We start from the raw sequence: 14,264 nt of genomic DNA on the forward strand, positions 1-14,264 counted from the left end.
CCGCTTATTGGTAACAAGGAGCCCGTTTTGGAGTTGAAGCTGTATGCAAGCTGCAACCCTAACTTCGCCCCGAAACAAGGTCGACTCGTTCGAGTCGCCGGATTTCTACTGTATTGACGATTTGTTGACGGCCGAACACAAGCTTGTTCGGTCGGCTGTGCGCAACTTTGTAAAACGCGAGATTACACCTATTGTGGAGGAGTACGCCCAGCGGGCCGAATTTCCAACGCAGTTGATTCCGAAATTTGGTCAGATCGGCGTTTTTGGCGCCACCATCCCGACTGAATACGGTGGGGGAGGGCTGGATCAGATTTCGTATGGCCTGATGACCCAGGAAATCGAACGGGGCGATTCGGGCATGCGCTCGTGCGTGTCGGTGCAGAGTTCACTGGTTATGTATCCCATCTGGGCTTTCGGCAGCGAAGAACAAAAGAAAAAATACCTGCCCCGCCTGGCAAAAGGGGAACTGATCGGCTGCTTTGGTCTGACCGAAGCCAACCACGGGTCGGACCCCGGCGGTATGGAAAGCAATTTTATCGAACGCAGCGACTATTACCTGCTGAATGGCTCGAAGCTCTGGATTACCAACGCACCCATTGCTGATATCGCCGTCGTGTGGGCCCGCAATGAACAGGGCAAAATTCGGGGGCTGATTGTCGAGCGGGGTATGGACGGCTTTTCGACCAATGAAATAAAAAACAAATGGTCATTGCGCACCAGCAGTACTGGCGAACTGATATTTCAGGATGTGCAGGTGCCCAAGGAGAATATCCTGCCTGAAGCTTACGGACTGAAAAGTGCGCTGAAATGCCTCGAACAGGCCCGCTACGGTATCTGCTGGGGTGCGTTGGGTGCCGCCATGGAATGTTACGAAGTAGCCCGTCGGTATGCCCTGGAGCGTATACAGTTCAACAAGCCCATCGCCAGTTTTCAGCTCATCCAGAAAAAACTGGCCGAAATGCTGACGGGTATCACTCAGGCCCAACTGTTGTGCTGGCGGCTCGGCATGCTGAAAAACGAAGACCGGGCCTCGAATGCGCAGATCTCGCTGGCGAAACGGAATAACGTCGAAATGGCCCAGCGGGTAGCGTCGGACGCCCGCCAGATTCTGGGCGCCATGGGTATTTCAGGGGAGTACCCGATCATGCGCCATCTGATGAATCTCGAATCGGTGAGCACTTACGAAGGCACGCACGACATTCAACTGCTGATTCTGGGCGCCGATATTACGGGTATCCCGGCGTTTAAATAACTTGGATTTAAACACAGAGCCACGGAGCACACAGAGGATTTCTATTAAACTCTGTGTACTCCGTGGCTCTGTGTTTAAAAATACCAGCTACGGATTTTCGACCAGTTTTTTGATTTCGACCAGAATCGGGTTCCAGCCTTCGCCGTTATTGTAAGTTTCGGTGTACCGCTTTTCGCCATCGGCTACCGTAGCGAAATCGCCCTGGGTAACGTCCAGTATGGTTTGATTTCCCTGTGGAGTCAAGGTATACGTAACCGTCACGTAATTTTCAGGAATGTCTTCGAGCGCGGAATTCGGGTCGAAGGTGGTGTAGGCCAGGAACGCTTCGGGCGTGATCGCCGTAATCGTGCCTTTCACAAAAACCATGTCCTGCCCTTCCCAGGAGCCTGTCCAGAGTAGCGGACTGCCTACTGTCCAGTCCGAAAGCGCTTTGCAGCCAAACATGTATTTTTGGGTTTGTTCCGGATTGGTCAATGCATCCCATACGCTTGCAACCGGAGAATCGAGACTAATACGGTTTCTGACAATTAGCTCAGTCATACTTATTCGTTGGTTTTGGGCAAAGGTCGACCAGACAACTGACAACAGCCTGTCAGCAGGTGTTCTAATTACCCTGAAAGCAGGCCGTTCAGGATTGCCGCTCTACGGCATAGGGTGCGTAATGCGACTGGATTTCGTGGGCCAGCGCCTGCATCATGTTGTGGAGTTCGACGGGCTCTTCAATCGTGACCGCCTTGCCGAACATCAGCAGCCAGCGGGCCAGACCTTCGAGGTAAGGCGTCTGGAAAACCATACGGACACGATCGCCCAGGTCCTCTTCGCGCTGAAAGCCATAGCTGTGCCGTTGCTCCTGCATGAATCGGGTAACGGATTTGGGAAATACCAGAATGGCTTCGGCCAGATTCCAGTCTTCACCAATCCGGTCGAGATATTCCTGCAGCGACAGCCGCTCCGGTCGGGCAAACCGCTGACCTGTGTCGGTCAACTGCCGGATGCGGTCGACCCGAAAGTCGCGGTAATCCTGTCGGGTACGGCAAAATGCGATCAGGTGCCAGCCCATGCGGTAATGATGCAGACCCACCGGCTCGACTTCGCGCTCGGTTTCGGCGTCGTTATATTGCGAATGATACTGAAGCAGCAGCACATGATTCTGCGCAATGGCGTACTGGATGTGAGTCAATAAGCCATCGGAATAAGGCTGTCGGTGCACCGGGTCGGCCACCTGAATATGCGCATCCAGATCGTCCAGATGTTCCTGATCGGCCCGCTTCATGACCGACTTTATTTTGAATAGCGCCGACTCGAAGGCCGTCCGCACCGACTCATCGGCCCATTTGGCAATGAGCTTGCTGCCCAGCAGCAACGAACTGGCTTCGGCGTTGGTAAACATAACCGGTGGCAGATGATAGTCGGTCAGGAAATAACCGATTCCCGCTTCGGCTCCGATGGGCACACCGGCTTCTTCCAGCGACCGCACATCGCGGTATACGGTTCGCAGGCTGATTCCAAAGCGGTCGGCCAGTTCCTGCGCCCGCACGACCCGTTTGGTTTGCAGGTGGATCAGAATGGCAGTAAGACGGTCAAGTCGGTTCATGGCAGGACGATGGATGTCTGTTTGCAAATTACGTTTGTTCAAGTGAACAAGTCGCGCTTTTTTTGTTTACTGGTTCTAACCCATCCATTTTCCGGGCGGTAATGCTGGCCGACCGGTTTTCGCTTTTTTATACCATCGTTCATGAACAACGCGCTCGTTCACAACAACACCCACCGCCAACGCTTCGAATTAGAAACTGACGGCAAACTGTCCATTCTGGTCTACGAACACGTCGACGACGATACCCTCGCGCTCGTGCATACCGAAGTCGACCCAAGCCTCGAAGGGCACGGAATCGGTTCGAAACTGGTCGAGGGCGCTTTAGCGTACATCGAAGCGAACAACCTCAAAATCGTGCCGCTCTGCCCGTTTGTGGATGTCTACCTCAAACGTCACCCCGCCTGGAACCGGGTTGTATCGACCGCTTATAACCCGAATGATTTCTAAGCTGCCGGATGAACCGTTTTTTAGTTATTGCCAGCCTGGTTCTCGGGTTGGGTCATGACGCATTCGGTCAACTGGCCGGGTATCGGGTGTGGTTTGGGCTGACCACCCGCCGGCCCCAGCAGGTGGTGCTTCGCCAATGGCAGCAGCAAACCCAGACGCGCTACCTGGTGCTGAATCCGGAAACGCTCGAAACCTCGGTGGTCGCGCTGCTGAAGGATGGGGTCCGGCCCTTGTCCTGGCCAGACGTGATGCAGCAGGTTCGGCAGACGCCGTACGGACGAGCTTTACGGGCGGAGCAGCAGCGTGACGCCAATCTGCAGGACGCGGGTATCGAACGGACCGACACGACCGAACGGGGCTTCAGCCTAACCATCGACCTGTGCCCGTCGACCAAGCCGCTGACCCGCTCAGTGTTCGAACAACTGGTTCAGGCGTTTGAGCCGGCAGAAAAGCCGATTCCTGTAACCATTACGATTACGGGGCTTTGGATGGAAAATCATACGCAGGACCTTACGTATCTGAAAAATCTGGTCAGCCGGGGCGAACTGGCGATCACGTGGGTGAATCATTCGTATCACCACCGGTACAATCCCCGGCTCCCACTCTCGACCAATTTTCTGCTCGAAGCCAACACTAACCTCAGCGACGAGGTACTCCTGAATGAGCAGGCCATGCTCAAAAATGGCCTGACGCCGGCCATTTTCTTCCGGTTTCCGGGATTGGTTTCCGATAAGGCGGTCTTCGATCGGATTCTGTCGTTCGGACTGCTTCCCATCGGCAGCGATGCCTGGTTAGCCAAGAATCAGTCGCCGAAACAAGGGAGTCTGGTCCTCATTCACGCCAACGGCAACGAACCGCTGGGTATCATGGATTTTATAAGCCTGATCCGACAAAAATCGCCCTTCATCAAAAATAAAACCTGGCTCTTATACGATTTACCTGCCAGTCTGGCAAACGAAAAGTGAATCGACGGATGCTACAGCGCCGATTGTCTTCCGTTTTTAATAAAGGCCATGGCGGATCAGCGGATGGATTTGTCATTCCGACGAAGGAGGAATCTTGAGTTAAAGTAACCCTCAAGATTCCTCCTTCGTCGGAATGACAACGTCACTCATTTAACGGTCAAACGAGTACACCTCAGCGTTGAAAGCTTCATCATTTCTCATTCATCATCTTCTGCTCCATTTCTTCAATTTTCTGGCGGAGTTGTCGTACTTCGCCGATCAGGATTTGCAGGTCATTGTCGGTTTGCTCCTGCTCATCTTCCACGAAGAAATTCGCTACGTAGCCCGTAAACGTACCGAACAGGCCTACTCCGGCCACCATCAGAACGGCCGCAATAAGCCGGCCGAAGGTCGTGATCGGAAACCGGTCGCCGTAGCCTACCGTCGTGATGGTGACGAAAGCCCACCAGAGCGCGTCGGAAGGGGTTTTGATATTTGCCTCAGGTACCCGCTCGGCGTAGAGAATGGCAATGGCCCCGAAGATCATCAATAGTACCGAGCTGAGCAGCACTACGGCCAGGGTGCCATTGGCCCGGTCCCGAAAGAGGTGGTTGAGGAAATCGCGGATAGACCGGAACGAACGGACCATCCGTAGAATCCGGAATACCCGGACCAACTGCCCCAGCCGGAACCAGTCGAACGCCGGGATACTGGCAAGCAGATCGATCCAGCCCCAGCGCAGAAAGGCCAGTTTGTTGGGTGCCCGGTAGAGTCGCAGAAAAAAATCATACAGAAAATAAAGACAAATCCCCGTATCGATCTGATTGAGCAACTCATACCCCTGGCTATCGATGGGAACAAGCTCGCGAACCAGCAGGGCCAGAACGACGTAGACCGACAGGACCAGCATGATAATCTGGTGCAGCGATAATTTGGAGAGAGCAGGCTTTTTCGGATGGCTCATGGAACGCGCGGTTGGGGCGGATGCAGGGGCGAAATTCGGTCTTTTTTTCGCACCCACCGCCACACGTCCGTCAACAGCGCTGGATAGACAGTTACGCCAATGCTGTAGTAACTCCCGTTGAAATTCTGATTGATGGCCGTCTGGAAGACCGAGATCCGGTAGCCGATCTGCGCGCTCAGACCCACCCAGCGTGTGCCCCGCCACTGGGCGTAAGCACCGAGCTGAACCGGAACCAGAAAGCTACGCTTCGTCCGGTCGATGACGGTTTCGGTACTGAGCCGGGTCGGTAAAGCGTAGGCCACACCGCCCCCAATCTCGGCCGGGACACTGATGAGCCAGCGTTTGTTGTTGGTAATATTCCACCAGTACATCAGGTTCATAAACCACAGGTCGGTCCGGGTGTAATAGTTTAGGTTGATGCGTCGGGCGGCATCGCGTCGCCAGTCGATCAGCTTCAGGTAGGTGGCGTAACTGATCCAGTAATAACCCAGCGTCAGCTGATGGCGCTTTTCTCCCAGCTCGATCCCGGCGTTGAGCCCCCAGATATTTACGTGCTGGCGTTCGAGAAACGAGTCGCGAAAATCGAGGTTGAAGGTCGGTCTGATTTTAGCCCGTTTGAATTGTAGGGTATCGGCCGACGGAATCGAATCGAGTCGGGGCGTCAGTAACAGGAATGTAAGCAGGCCAACGGCAATCATAATGCTCTACTAACCAGAAAAATAGATTTTAGTTGTCAGTGGTCATTGATAGTCATTCGTGGTCATTAAGTGGTCATTGATAGGTACTGGTCGTAACGAGGACGATTGACTGACAACCAATAACTACCAATGACCACTTAATGACCAATGACTACTAAAACTCAACATGGGTTCGCAGAGCGAGTAGGTTTACGGAACCCCGGTCGCCGTTATAACCCGGATGTTGCACTAGTTGATAATCGGCCGTCAGGTAGAGCGTATGGGCCAGCCGGGCTTTGTAAAAAACTTCCAGGATGTTCTCGGATTTATAGTTCGGCAAGCGGCCATCGCCCAGGATGAAGCCGATCCCACCTGCATTCAGAAAAGCCGCATGTTCGGCCGAAATGCCATTTTTCGCACCGGCAACACCGATCACGTCGTTGGGGCGTTTCCAGCGCGTACCGCCGATGTAAATGCCCAGGGTAACGCTACGGTCAATTTCTGTGAACGCCCAGGTCGCCGTTTGGCCGTCGTTCCAGCTTACCCGGCCGAAAAGGCCACCTACGTCGCCAAGTGGCTGTTCGGCATTCAGGCCGAAGCCGTATTTGACCCCGCCATAGGTGGTTCCGGTAGAAATGTAAGGGGGATCGGCCGGATACGCGTTGGCCTGTAATAACTGCGTTGCCGACACGTAGGTCGGAGCTTTCGTTACATTCCGGAAAGCCAGTAAACGGACCGTGCCTGCCCGGCGCAACAGCCTGAACTTGTGTTCCAGCTCCAGCGTCAGCGCATTGGCTTTGGTTGCGTTCCAGTCCAGCACGTTGCCATTGGCCGCAATAGGCATCAGCGAAGCCGCGGCCCGTATGGCGTAGGTAGGCCGGATGTATTCGACGGCCAGGCTCCAGGTATACCCGCGGGTGTTGGCCGGATAGTCCCAGGCCCCCATGTTCATCAGCGACCAGTTGGAAAACTGGCTGCGTGGGTCGTGGGCGTAGGCGTTGTTGTCGAAGATGTCGGCAATGGAGAATTTGCCCGCCGTGATTACCAGACGCGAAGCCGGAATGGAGTCTCTGATCTGGTTAGCTTCCGATTCCGCTTCGTTGCGGGCGCTCTTGCCCAGCGGGATAACCTGTTCGATGTAAAACCGGGCGAGGTACAGCGCCGGACGTGCACTGCCGATGCGGAAGGTTTCGCCGTTTGGAAAACCTGCGATACCGACCGCTGGTGCGTAAAGGTCTTCATTGTCGGGATCCTGGCTGTCGCGGTGCCCGACCCCGCGTCCACCCGCCAGTTCGGGATTGAGGTAAACGGCGGCTCCCCGCCACAGGCGTCGGCCCAAAAACAGGGTTGTAGTCACCGATAAGGCCGTATCGGGCTGTTCGCTCAGGGTGTTGCGACCGTCGTAGCCTGCGCCGTTGAAGCGTGTATGGCCCTGAACGATGGTGGTGAACTGAAAATGAAGGCTCCAGTTCTGGAGCGAGTCGAGGTAATTATTGTTGTTGTCCTGCTGGGCCTGAGCGGTCGTTCCGATCAGGTAAAAAGTCAGTAAACACCAGCCTAAAGGTCGTAGCGCATGTACCATGCCTACTATAATCCGGAAAATGAAGCATGTGTTTTCAGGATATTCGCTTAGTACCGTGCAACCGCTGCGACGAACCACGGTTTGTTTATGCGGTACCGATGACCGTGGCATAGTGCTAGGCGAACAGGCTGTTTTTATAAACCTGCTTTGAGCAGATACCCCACCCCCATAGCCGTATGGATTAGTTTATGGTCGAATTCCCGATCTATTTTCTTGCGTAAAAAATTGATATACACTTCTACCTTGTTCGTATTACAGGCTTTGTTACTGTCCCATACTTTTTCGAGAATCTGCGCTTTCGTGACCACGCGTCCGGCATTTTCCACCAGAAATTCGAGCAGCTGAAACTCACGGGCGGTCAGGCTGATGCGTCTGCTGGCCCGATAGGCGGCTTTTTCGGCCAGATTAAGCTCCAGATTATCGACACTCAGAACCGTAGGCGCATTGAAGCCGCCCGTTCGTCGACGATGCAGGGCGTAAATACGAGCCAGCAGTTCGTCGAGATCACACGGGCGCACCACATAATCGTCGGCTCCCGCGTAGAGGCCCTTGGCTGTATCGGCCGGGGTGCGCTGACTCGACAGAAGCATGACCGGGGTCGAGTCGTTTTCCTGGCGCAGCCGCCTGACTACGTCGAAGCCATCCATGCGCGGCAGCTGAGTATCCATCAGGATGAGGTCGAAGCGGGCATGGAGGGCCATGGCCAGACCCGTGTACCCGTCGGTTGCCATTTTCATGTTGTAATGGCGTTCGCCCAAGGTTTCGTGTAGTAAATCGAGATACGAATGGTCGCTTTGAATAAGTAATATTTTCATATGCCGATACCCAACCGGATTAGTGCTCGTAGCAAATGTCCCGGACGGACTTTAAATCGGGTTTAAAGTTGAATTAAATCTCCTTTAAAATTTATTTGCTGTTTATGAGTATTTATACCCGGTCAATTGGTAACATTGCTTCAGTATGCTGCCGGGTTTCTTTTTTAAGCGATAATTAATGATGGTTTAACAACGCCTTAACAGCCACATGGCTATTTGCCGCCAAATCAGCCGGATTTAAGCTTATCCCGCCCTAAATTATGTCTTGTTTTCGATTCACCGCCCTCTGTATCATTGGTGTTGGACTAAGTTGCCTGAGTAGATTTTCACTCGTGTCCGCCCAAACGCCATCTGCCCCCGCGCTCCCCGCCGTCGACACACTACGGCAGAGCCTGCCGCAACTCGAACAACAGTTTGTGGAGCGTAATTTTCAACTGCTGGCCCAGCGCTACCAGATCGACATTGCCGACGCGTCGATTACGCAGGCGGGTCTTCGCCCAAACCCCAATCTGTGGTTTCAGGGCAACCTCTATAACCCTCAAACGCATAAAGTCCTGCCGTTTGGCCGACCCTCCCAGGCCGATATCGACGCGGGCGTCTTCAACAGCGGCTATTACGCCGTTCAGTTGCAGCAGGTGATTCTGCTGGCGGGCAAGCGTAGTAAGCTGGTGGCGCTGGCCGAGAGCAACCGATCGCTGGCCCGGCTGGCGTTTCGCGATATCATGCGGACGCTGCATTATCAGTTGTATACGACCTATGCCAATCTGTATTACGACCTGCAGGTGCTTCGGTTATTCGACGATGAGCTGAGCCGGCAGCAGCGGTTGATTGAGTCGTACCGGATTGCGCTTCGCACCGGGGGGGTAGCCCCTTACGAAGTTACCCGGCTCGAAGTAGCCATCCGTGATTTACAGGCCAACAGTGCGAATTACCGCACACAAATCGCCGATGAACAGGCCACCCTTCGGGTATTGCTGCGCCAGCCCGCCAACCGATTTATTTTACCGACCGAGCTCCCTCCGCTCCGGACTACCGTGCCGGCCCTGGCCAGCGCACTCGATTCGGCGCAGGCTAACCGGCCCGATATTGGGCTGTCGCAGGAGCAGATCAACAACGCAGAACGCAGCCTGGCCCTCGAAAAATCCCGCCGGACGCCCGATCTGACTACCGGGCTGTTATACGAGAAATACGGGAATGCGTACATAAACTTTCTTGGTTTCCAGGCGTCGATGGACCTACCGATCCGGAACCGGAATCAGGGCGCTATCCGGGCGGCAGAAACAACTCTGAAAAGCGTGACGAGTGGCCTGGAAAACCAGCAGACCATTGTCCAGAGTGATGTACTGAACGCCTACGACAAGCTCAATACCTACTACGAGCAACTGGCGGCCCGACCCGAAGGCTACCTGGATCGAATTCAGAATATTTCCGTAGAAGCCACCAAAGCCTACAACGCCCGCACGATTGGGCTGCTCGATTACCTGGACAAAATCCGGACCTACCAGCAGGCGCAGCTCAATAATATCAACCTGCTGAACAATGTTTTCAATACCCAGCAATTGCTGAACTACACGACAAACACGCGATTCTTCTGATTCATGAGACCGGTAATCTGTACGGTGGTCATGGGGCTGGCACTGGCCGCCTGTGGTCACAAAAACGAAGAAAGTGCCAAAGCGCCTACCTCCAGCGCTGATTCATCGAGCAGTTATTTGACCGACTCGGTTCGGCGCATGAATCCGGAAGATGAACTGACGCTAAACGGCACGGTTACCTTCGACCAGGATAATGTCGTGCGGGTGTTTCCGCTGGTGAGCGGGAATGTCGAGAAAACGACGGCTTCGCTGGGCGCTTACGTGCAGAAAGGACAGGACCTGGCGCTGATTCGGTCGGGCGATATTTCGACTTATACAAATGATTACCAGGCAGATAAGTCGGATCTGGAAGTGGCGCAACAGCAGTATAAAAACGTGTCGGCGCAGTATAAATCGGGGTTTGCGTCGGAGACGGATTTTCTGACCGCCAAAAACAACGTCAAAAAAGCCGAAGACGAACTGAGTAAATCGGCGAATATTCTGCGGGTTTACGGAGGCAGCACCGCCGGTACCGGACAACCTTATTTTTCGGTCAAAGCACCGATTGCGGGGTACATCGTCGAGAAAAACGTCAATACCGGTCAGGACCTGCGGGCCGATAACCAGAATCCACTGTATACCATTTCGAGCCTGCAGCAAATCTGGGTGCTGGCTAACGTGTACGAGCAGGATATCCCTGAAATAAAACAGGGGCAATCGGTCGATATTCAGGTGTTGGCTTACCCGGACAAGATCTTCAAGGGCCTCATCAGCAACGTAAGCAGCGTGCTGGATGAACAGGCGAGGGTGCTGAAAGTACGGATTGTGCTGAACAATAAAGACGGGCTGTTGCGACCGGATATGTTCGCAACGGTACACGTGCACCTGCCCAATACGAGCGCGACGGGCGGGGAAAAAGCCCTGGCGGTGTCGCAGAAAGCGGTGGTCTTCGACCGCGATCACTACTACGTCATTGTCCAGACGGGTAAGGATAAATACGAGGTTCGGGAGGTAAAAGTCCTGAAAAATACGACCCGCTATGCCTTTGTGGAAGGAGGGAACCTCAAGCCCGGCGATATCGTCGTAACGGAAGGTAGTTTGTTGTTATACAACGATTTAACGGACTAATCTTGTGAATGAGTAATGGATAATGAACAATGGATAATGCCTGCGAAAAGTCGATGTAGGTAGGGGCTCATTATCCATTTTACATTATTCATTATCCATTCTTCACCGCTCATGAACAAATTCATCCGCAGCATCATCACCTTCGCGCTGGTCAACCGCTTTGCCGTCTTTTTCGGTATCGGGATCATTATTGTGGGCGGAGTCGTCGCTTTCCTGAACACCCCCGTCGAAACCTTCCCGGACGTAACGAACACCAACGTCATTGTTATTACGCAGTGGCCGGGCCGTTCGGCCGAAGAAGTAGAACGATTCGTCACCCTGCCGCTCGAAACCGAACTGAACTCGGTGCCGCGCAAAAGCACGCTGCGGTCGGTATCTTTGTTTGGCCTGTCGGTCGTTACGATGATCTTCGAGGACGGGGTCGACAACTTTACGGCCCAGACCAATGTGGCCAACCGGATTGCGGCTGTCGACCTGCCCGACGGCGTCAGTGCCGAAGTGGAACCGCCGTACGGACCGACCGGCGAGATTTATCGCTTCACACTGGAGAGCAAAACCAAAGACATCACCGAGCTGAAAACCCTGCAGGACTGGGTCATCGAACGTCAGATCAAGAGCGTACCGGGTATTGCCGACGTGGTGAGTTTTGGGGGAAAGGTAAAAACCATTGAGGTCGATCTGAACCCAACGCTGCTGGCCAACTACGGTTTTACGGCAATCGACGTCGATCAGGCCATTCAGTCGAGTAACATCAATGTCGGGGGCGACGTCATCAAACAGGGCAATCAGTCGCTGGTGGTACGAGGGATCGGCCTGCTGACCAAGCCGGAGGACGTAGCGGGAATCATCATCGACAACGTCAACGGCGTGCCGATCAAAGTGCGGGATGTGGCTACGGTGAAAGAAGGATTTCAGCCCCGCCTGGGTATTGTCGGGCGAGACCGGCAGGACGACGTGGTGGAATGTATCGTGGTGATGCGCAAGGGCGAGAATCCGAACGATGTGATTCCGGCCCTGAAGGCGAAAATCGACGAGCTGAATAATCAGATTCTGCCCAAAGACGTCAAGATCAAAACCTTCTATGACCGCACGACACTAAATAATTACACCCTGCACACGGTGGGCGAAAACGTGCTGACGGGTATTTTCCTGGTCACGCTCATTCTGCTGATCTTCCTGGCCGACTGGCGAACGACGCTTACCGTAGCCATCGTGATTCCGCTGGCGCTGCTGTTTGCTTTTATCTGCCTGCGGCTGAAAGGTATGACGGCGAACCTGCTCAGCATCGGAGCGCTCGACTTCGGAATTATCATCGACGGCGCCGTGGTGATGGTCGAGGGCTTGTTTGTGATGCTGGCGCACCGGGCCGAGCAAATGGGGATGATGAAATTTAACAGCCGGTCGAAGCTGAGCTGGATTGCCCAGAATGCAACGGAACTGGGTAAGTCGATCTTTACGTCTAAAATTATCATCATCACGGCTCTGCTGCCCATTTTTACCTTCCAAAAGGTCGAAGGGAAATTGTTCAGTCCGCTGGCCTGGACCATCGGTTTTGCGCTGACAGGTTCGCTGATCGTGAGCCTGACCTTGATTCCGCTGTTGTGTAGCCTGTTGCTCAACAAGCAGGTGCGCGAACGGCATAACCCCGTAGTCAGCGGTCTCGAACGGGCCTACGTACCGGCATTGAACTGGGCCATTCGGCAACCCCGTTCCATTATGGGCATTGCCCTTGGCTCCCTGGGTCTTGCCGTTTACCTCTTCCTGTTTCACATCGGTTCCGAGTTTCTCCCGCAACTGAACGAAGGGTCCATCTACGTGCGGGCGAGCTTACCTTACTCGGTTTCGCTGGACGAGAGTTACGCGTACACCCGCAAATTCCGGGCTATTTTCCAAGAGTTTCCGGAGGTGCGCGGGGTTATTTCGCAAACCGGACGCCCGAACGACGGCACCGACCCGACCGGTTTTTTCAACAACGAGTTCTTTGTTGATCTATACCCCAAGGAAGAGTGGAAACGGGATGTCACAAAGGATGAACTCGTTGAGCAAATGCAGCGGAAACTGGCCCGCTTTAAAGGGGTTTCTTTTAATTTTTCGCAGCCCATTTCCGACAACGTTGAAGAAGCTGTATCGGGGGTCAAAGGGTCTATGGCAATCAAGATCATTGGTCAGGACCTGAATGTACTGGATAAAGAAGCGACCAAAGTATTCAACGTTATGAAACAGGTGCCGGGCGTAAGCGACCTCGGGGTCTTCCGAAATCTGGGTCAGCCGGAGTTTCGAATCCAGCTCGATCCGCAGAAACTGGCGCTCTATAACGTACCTACAGACGTTGCTCAGTCGGTGATCGAAACGGCCATCGGTGGTAAAGCCGTGACCCAGTATTACGAAGGCGAACGCCATTTCGATATCAAGGTGCGCTACGACGAGCGCTTTCGTTACTCGCCCGAATTGATCGAGAATCTGATGGTGCCGACGCGGTCGGGTAGTAAAATTCCGCTGAAAGAGCTGGCCGAAATCGGCACCCGCTCCGGCCCGGCGTTTGTCTACCGTGAAAACAACGCCCGGTTCATCGCCATCAAATTTTCGGTGCGCGACCGCGACCTGGGCAGCACCATTGCCGATGCCCAGAAGCGTGTAGGCGACCAGGTGAAACTGCCTGAAGGATTTCAGATGCGCTGGGCGGGCGAGTTCGAGAACCAGACGCGGGCCGAGCGGCAACTGGCCATCGTGGTGCCCATCAGCATCACGATCATCTTCCTGATTCTGCTCTTTACGTTTGGCAGCGCCCTGGATGCCGCCCTGATCATTCTGAACGTTCCCTTCGCCCTGATCGGGGGTATGCTGGCCCTCTGGCTGACCGGAATTAACTTCAGCATATCGGCGGGGGTAGGGTTTATCTGTCTGTTCGGCGTATCGGTGCAGGACGGGGTCATTCTGATCAACCGATTCAAGGAAAACCTGCACAACAAGCTGCCCATCAGCGAGGCCATCCGGGAAGGGGCGCTGACAAGGGTCCGACCGGTGGTGATGACGGCGCTGATGGCCTCGCTGGGTCTTCTGCCCGCTGCCCTGTCGACCGGCATTGGCTCCGAAACCCAGAAACCGCTGGCTACGGTGATGATCGGCGGTCTGATGACCTGTACGGTGCTCTCGCTGTTGATTCTGCCTGTCACGTACGAGTTGATCCATAGTCGACGGGCGCGCAAAGAGCTGGCCCGTCATGAGTCGAAAACGGTAAAAGTACCGCATCATTCCTAAACAAAACGGGGTCGGCTTAATAACCGGCC

12 protein-coding genes are annotated in these 14,264 nt (G+C 54.3%); 6 read left to right on the forward strand and 6 right to left on the reverse strand.

Annotated elements, in window-relative coordinates; translation table 11 throughout:
- Positions 1 to 43: 43 nt before the first annotated feature.
- On the forward strand, positions 44 to 1,252 hold the full coding sequence (locus ACYVC2_RS10250; protein ID WP_461102212.1) for an acyl-CoA dehydrogenase family protein: 1,209 nt from the start codon (positions 44 to 46) through the stop codon (positions 1,250 to 1,252).
- An 87-nt stretch (positions 1,253 to 1,339) separates the two neighbouring features.
- Here ACYVC2_RS10250 and ACYVC2_RS10255 read toward each other — a convergent pair whose 3' ends face one another.
- Positions 1,340 to 1,792 carry an SRPBCC domain-containing protein gene (locus ACYVC2_RS10255; protein WP_461102213.1) on the reverse strand — a complete coding sequence of 151 codons (453 nt, stop codon included), beginning with the start codon at positions 1,790 to 1,792 and terminating at the stop codon, positions 1,340 to 1,342.
- Between the two features lie 88 nt (positions 1,793 to 1,880).
- Positions 1,881 to 2,846, reverse strand: a complete 966-nt coding sequence (locus ACYVC2_RS10260) for a helix-turn-helix transcriptional regulator (RefSeq protein WP_461102214.1) — start codon at positions 2,844 to 2,846, stop codon at positions 1,881 to 1,883.
- Between the two features lie 141 nt (positions 2,847 to 2,987).
- Between ACYVC2_RS10260 and ACYVC2_RS10265 the strand changes: the two genes are divergently transcribed.
- On the forward strand, positions 2,988 to 3,293 hold the full coding sequence (locus ACYVC2_RS10265) for a GNAT family N-acetyltransferase (protein ID WP_461102215.1): 306 nt from the start codon (positions 2,988 to 2,990) through the stop codon (positions 3,291 to 3,293).
- Positions 3,294 to 3,301: 8 nt separating this feature from the next.
- Positions 3,302 to 4,258 carry a polysaccharide deacetylase family protein gene (locus ACYVC2_RS10270; protein WP_461102216.1) on the forward strand — a complete coding sequence of 319 codons (957 nt, stop codon included), beginning with the start codon at positions 3,302 to 3,304 and terminating at the stop codon, positions 4,256 to 4,258.
- Positions 4,259 to 4,448: 190 nt separating this feature from the next.
- On the opposite strand, the gene ACYVC2_RS10275 is transcribed toward ACYVC2_RS10270, so the two are convergent.
- The 4 genes from ACYVC2_RS10275 to ACYVC2_RS10290 form a co-directional block, all read right to left on the reverse strand.
- Positions 4,449 to 5,201, reverse strand: a complete 753-nt coding sequence (locus ACYVC2_RS10275) for a potassium channel family protein (RefSeq protein WP_461102217.1) — start codon at positions 5,199 to 5,201, stop codon at positions 4,449 to 4,451.
- Complete coding sequence (locus ACYVC2_RS10280) at positions 5,198 to 5,899, reverse strand: hypothetical protein (protein WP_461102218.1); 702 nt, start codon at positions 5,897 to 5,899, stop codon at positions 5,198 to 5,200. The genes ACYVC2_RS10275 and ACYVC2_RS10280 overlap by 4 nt, the downstream gene beginning before the upstream one ends.
- A 154-nt stretch (positions 5,900 to 6,053) precedes the next feature.
- Positions 6,054 to 7,460 (reverse strand): carbohydrate porin, encoded by a 1,407-nt coding sequence (locus tag ACYVC2_RS10285; protein ID WP_461102219.1) that lies wholly within the window; start codon positions 7,458 to 7,460, stop codon positions 6,054 to 6,056.
- A gap of 134 nt (positions 7,461 to 7,594) precedes the next feature.
- Positions 7,595 to 8,275 (reverse strand): response regulator transcription factor, encoded by a 681-nt coding sequence (locus ACYVC2_RS10290; RefSeq protein ID WP_461102220.1) that lies wholly within the window; start codon positions 8,273 to 8,275, stop codon positions 7,595 to 7,597.
- Positions 8,276 to 8,535: 260 nt separating this feature from the next.
- Between ACYVC2_RS10290 and ACYVC2_RS10295 the strand changes: the two genes are divergently transcribed.
- From ACYVC2_RS10295 to ACYVC2_RS10305, 3 genes are all read left to right on the forward strand, one after another.
- Complete coding sequence (locus ACYVC2_RS10295; protein ID WP_461102221.1) at positions 8,536 to 9,870, forward strand: TolC family protein; 1,335 nt, start codon at positions 8,536 to 8,538, stop codon at positions 9,868 to 9,870.
- Positions 9,871 to 9,873: 3 nt separating this feature from the next.
- Positions 9,874 to 10,977, forward strand: coding sequence for an efflux RND transporter periplasmic adaptor subunit (locus tag ACYVC2_RS10300; protein ID WP_461102222.1), 1,104 nt, complete (start codon positions 9,874 to 9,876; stop codon positions 10,975 to 10,977).
- A 111-nt stretch (positions 10,978 to 11,088) separates the two neighbouring features.
- A complete protein-coding gene (locus ACYVC2_RS10305) occupies positions 11,089 to 14,235 on the forward strand; it encodes an efflux RND transporter permease subunit (protein WP_461102223.1) in 3,147 nt (1,048 codons plus the stop codon).
- Positions 14,236 to 14,264: the final 29 nt, after the last annotated feature.

Source organism: Spirosoma koreense, from assembly GCF_054777875.1.

What these genes read in the sequence shown, in the direction of transcription:
- ACYVC2_RS10285 (WP_461102219.1), bottom strand. Translation starts at nt 7,460, where the DNA reads ATGGTACATGCGCTACGACCTTTAGGCTGGTGTTTACTGACTTTTTAC.
- ACYVC2_RS10255 (WP_461102213.1), bottom strand. Translation starts at nt 1,792, where the DNA reads ATGACTGAGCTAATTGTCAGAAACCGTATTAGTCTCGATTCTCCGGTT.
- ACYVC2_RS10250 (WP_461102212.1), top strand. Translation starts at nt 44, where the DNA reads ATGCAAGCTGCAACCCTAACTTCGCCCCGAAACAAGGTCGACTCGTTC.
- ACYVC2_RS10270 (WP_461102216.1), top strand. Translation starts at nt 3,302, where the DNA reads ATGAACCGTTTTTTAGTTATTGCCAGCCTGGTTCTCGGGTTGGGTCAT.
- ACYVC2_RS10300 (WP_461102222.1), top strand. Translation starts at nt 9,874, where the DNA reads ATGAGACCGGTAATCTGTACGGTGGTCATGGGGCTGGCACTGGCCGCC.
- ACYVC2_RS10265 (WP_461102215.1), top strand. Translation starts at nt 2,988, where the DNA reads ATGAACAACGCGCTCGTTCACAACAACACCCACCGCCAACGCTTCGAA.
- ACYVC2_RS10280 (WP_461102218.1), bottom strand. Translation starts at nt 5,899, where the DNA reads ATGATTGCCGTTGGCCTGCTTACATTCCTGTTACTGACGCCCCGACTC.
- ACYVC2_RS10275 (WP_461102217.1), bottom strand. Translation starts at nt 5,201, where the DNA reads ATGAGCCATCCGAAAAAGCCTGCTCTCTCCAAATTATCGCTGCACCAG.
- ACYVC2_RS10260 (WP_461102214.1), bottom strand. Translation starts at nt 2,846, where the DNA reads ATGAACCGACTTGACCGTCTTACTGCCATTCTGATCCACCTGCAAACC.
- ACYVC2_RS10290 (WP_461102220.1), bottom strand. Translation starts at nt 8,275, where the DNA reads ATGAAAATATTACTTATTCAAAGCGACCATTCGTATCTCGATTTACTA.
- ACYVC2_RS10295 (WP_461102221.1), top strand. Translation starts at nt 8,536, where the DNA reads ATGTCTTGTTTTCGATTCACCGCCCTCTGTATCATTGGTGTTGGACTA.
- ACYVC2_RS10305 (WP_461102223.1), top strand. Translation starts at nt 11,089, where the DNA reads ATGAACAAATTCATCCGCAGCATCATCACCTTCGCGCTGGTCAACCGC.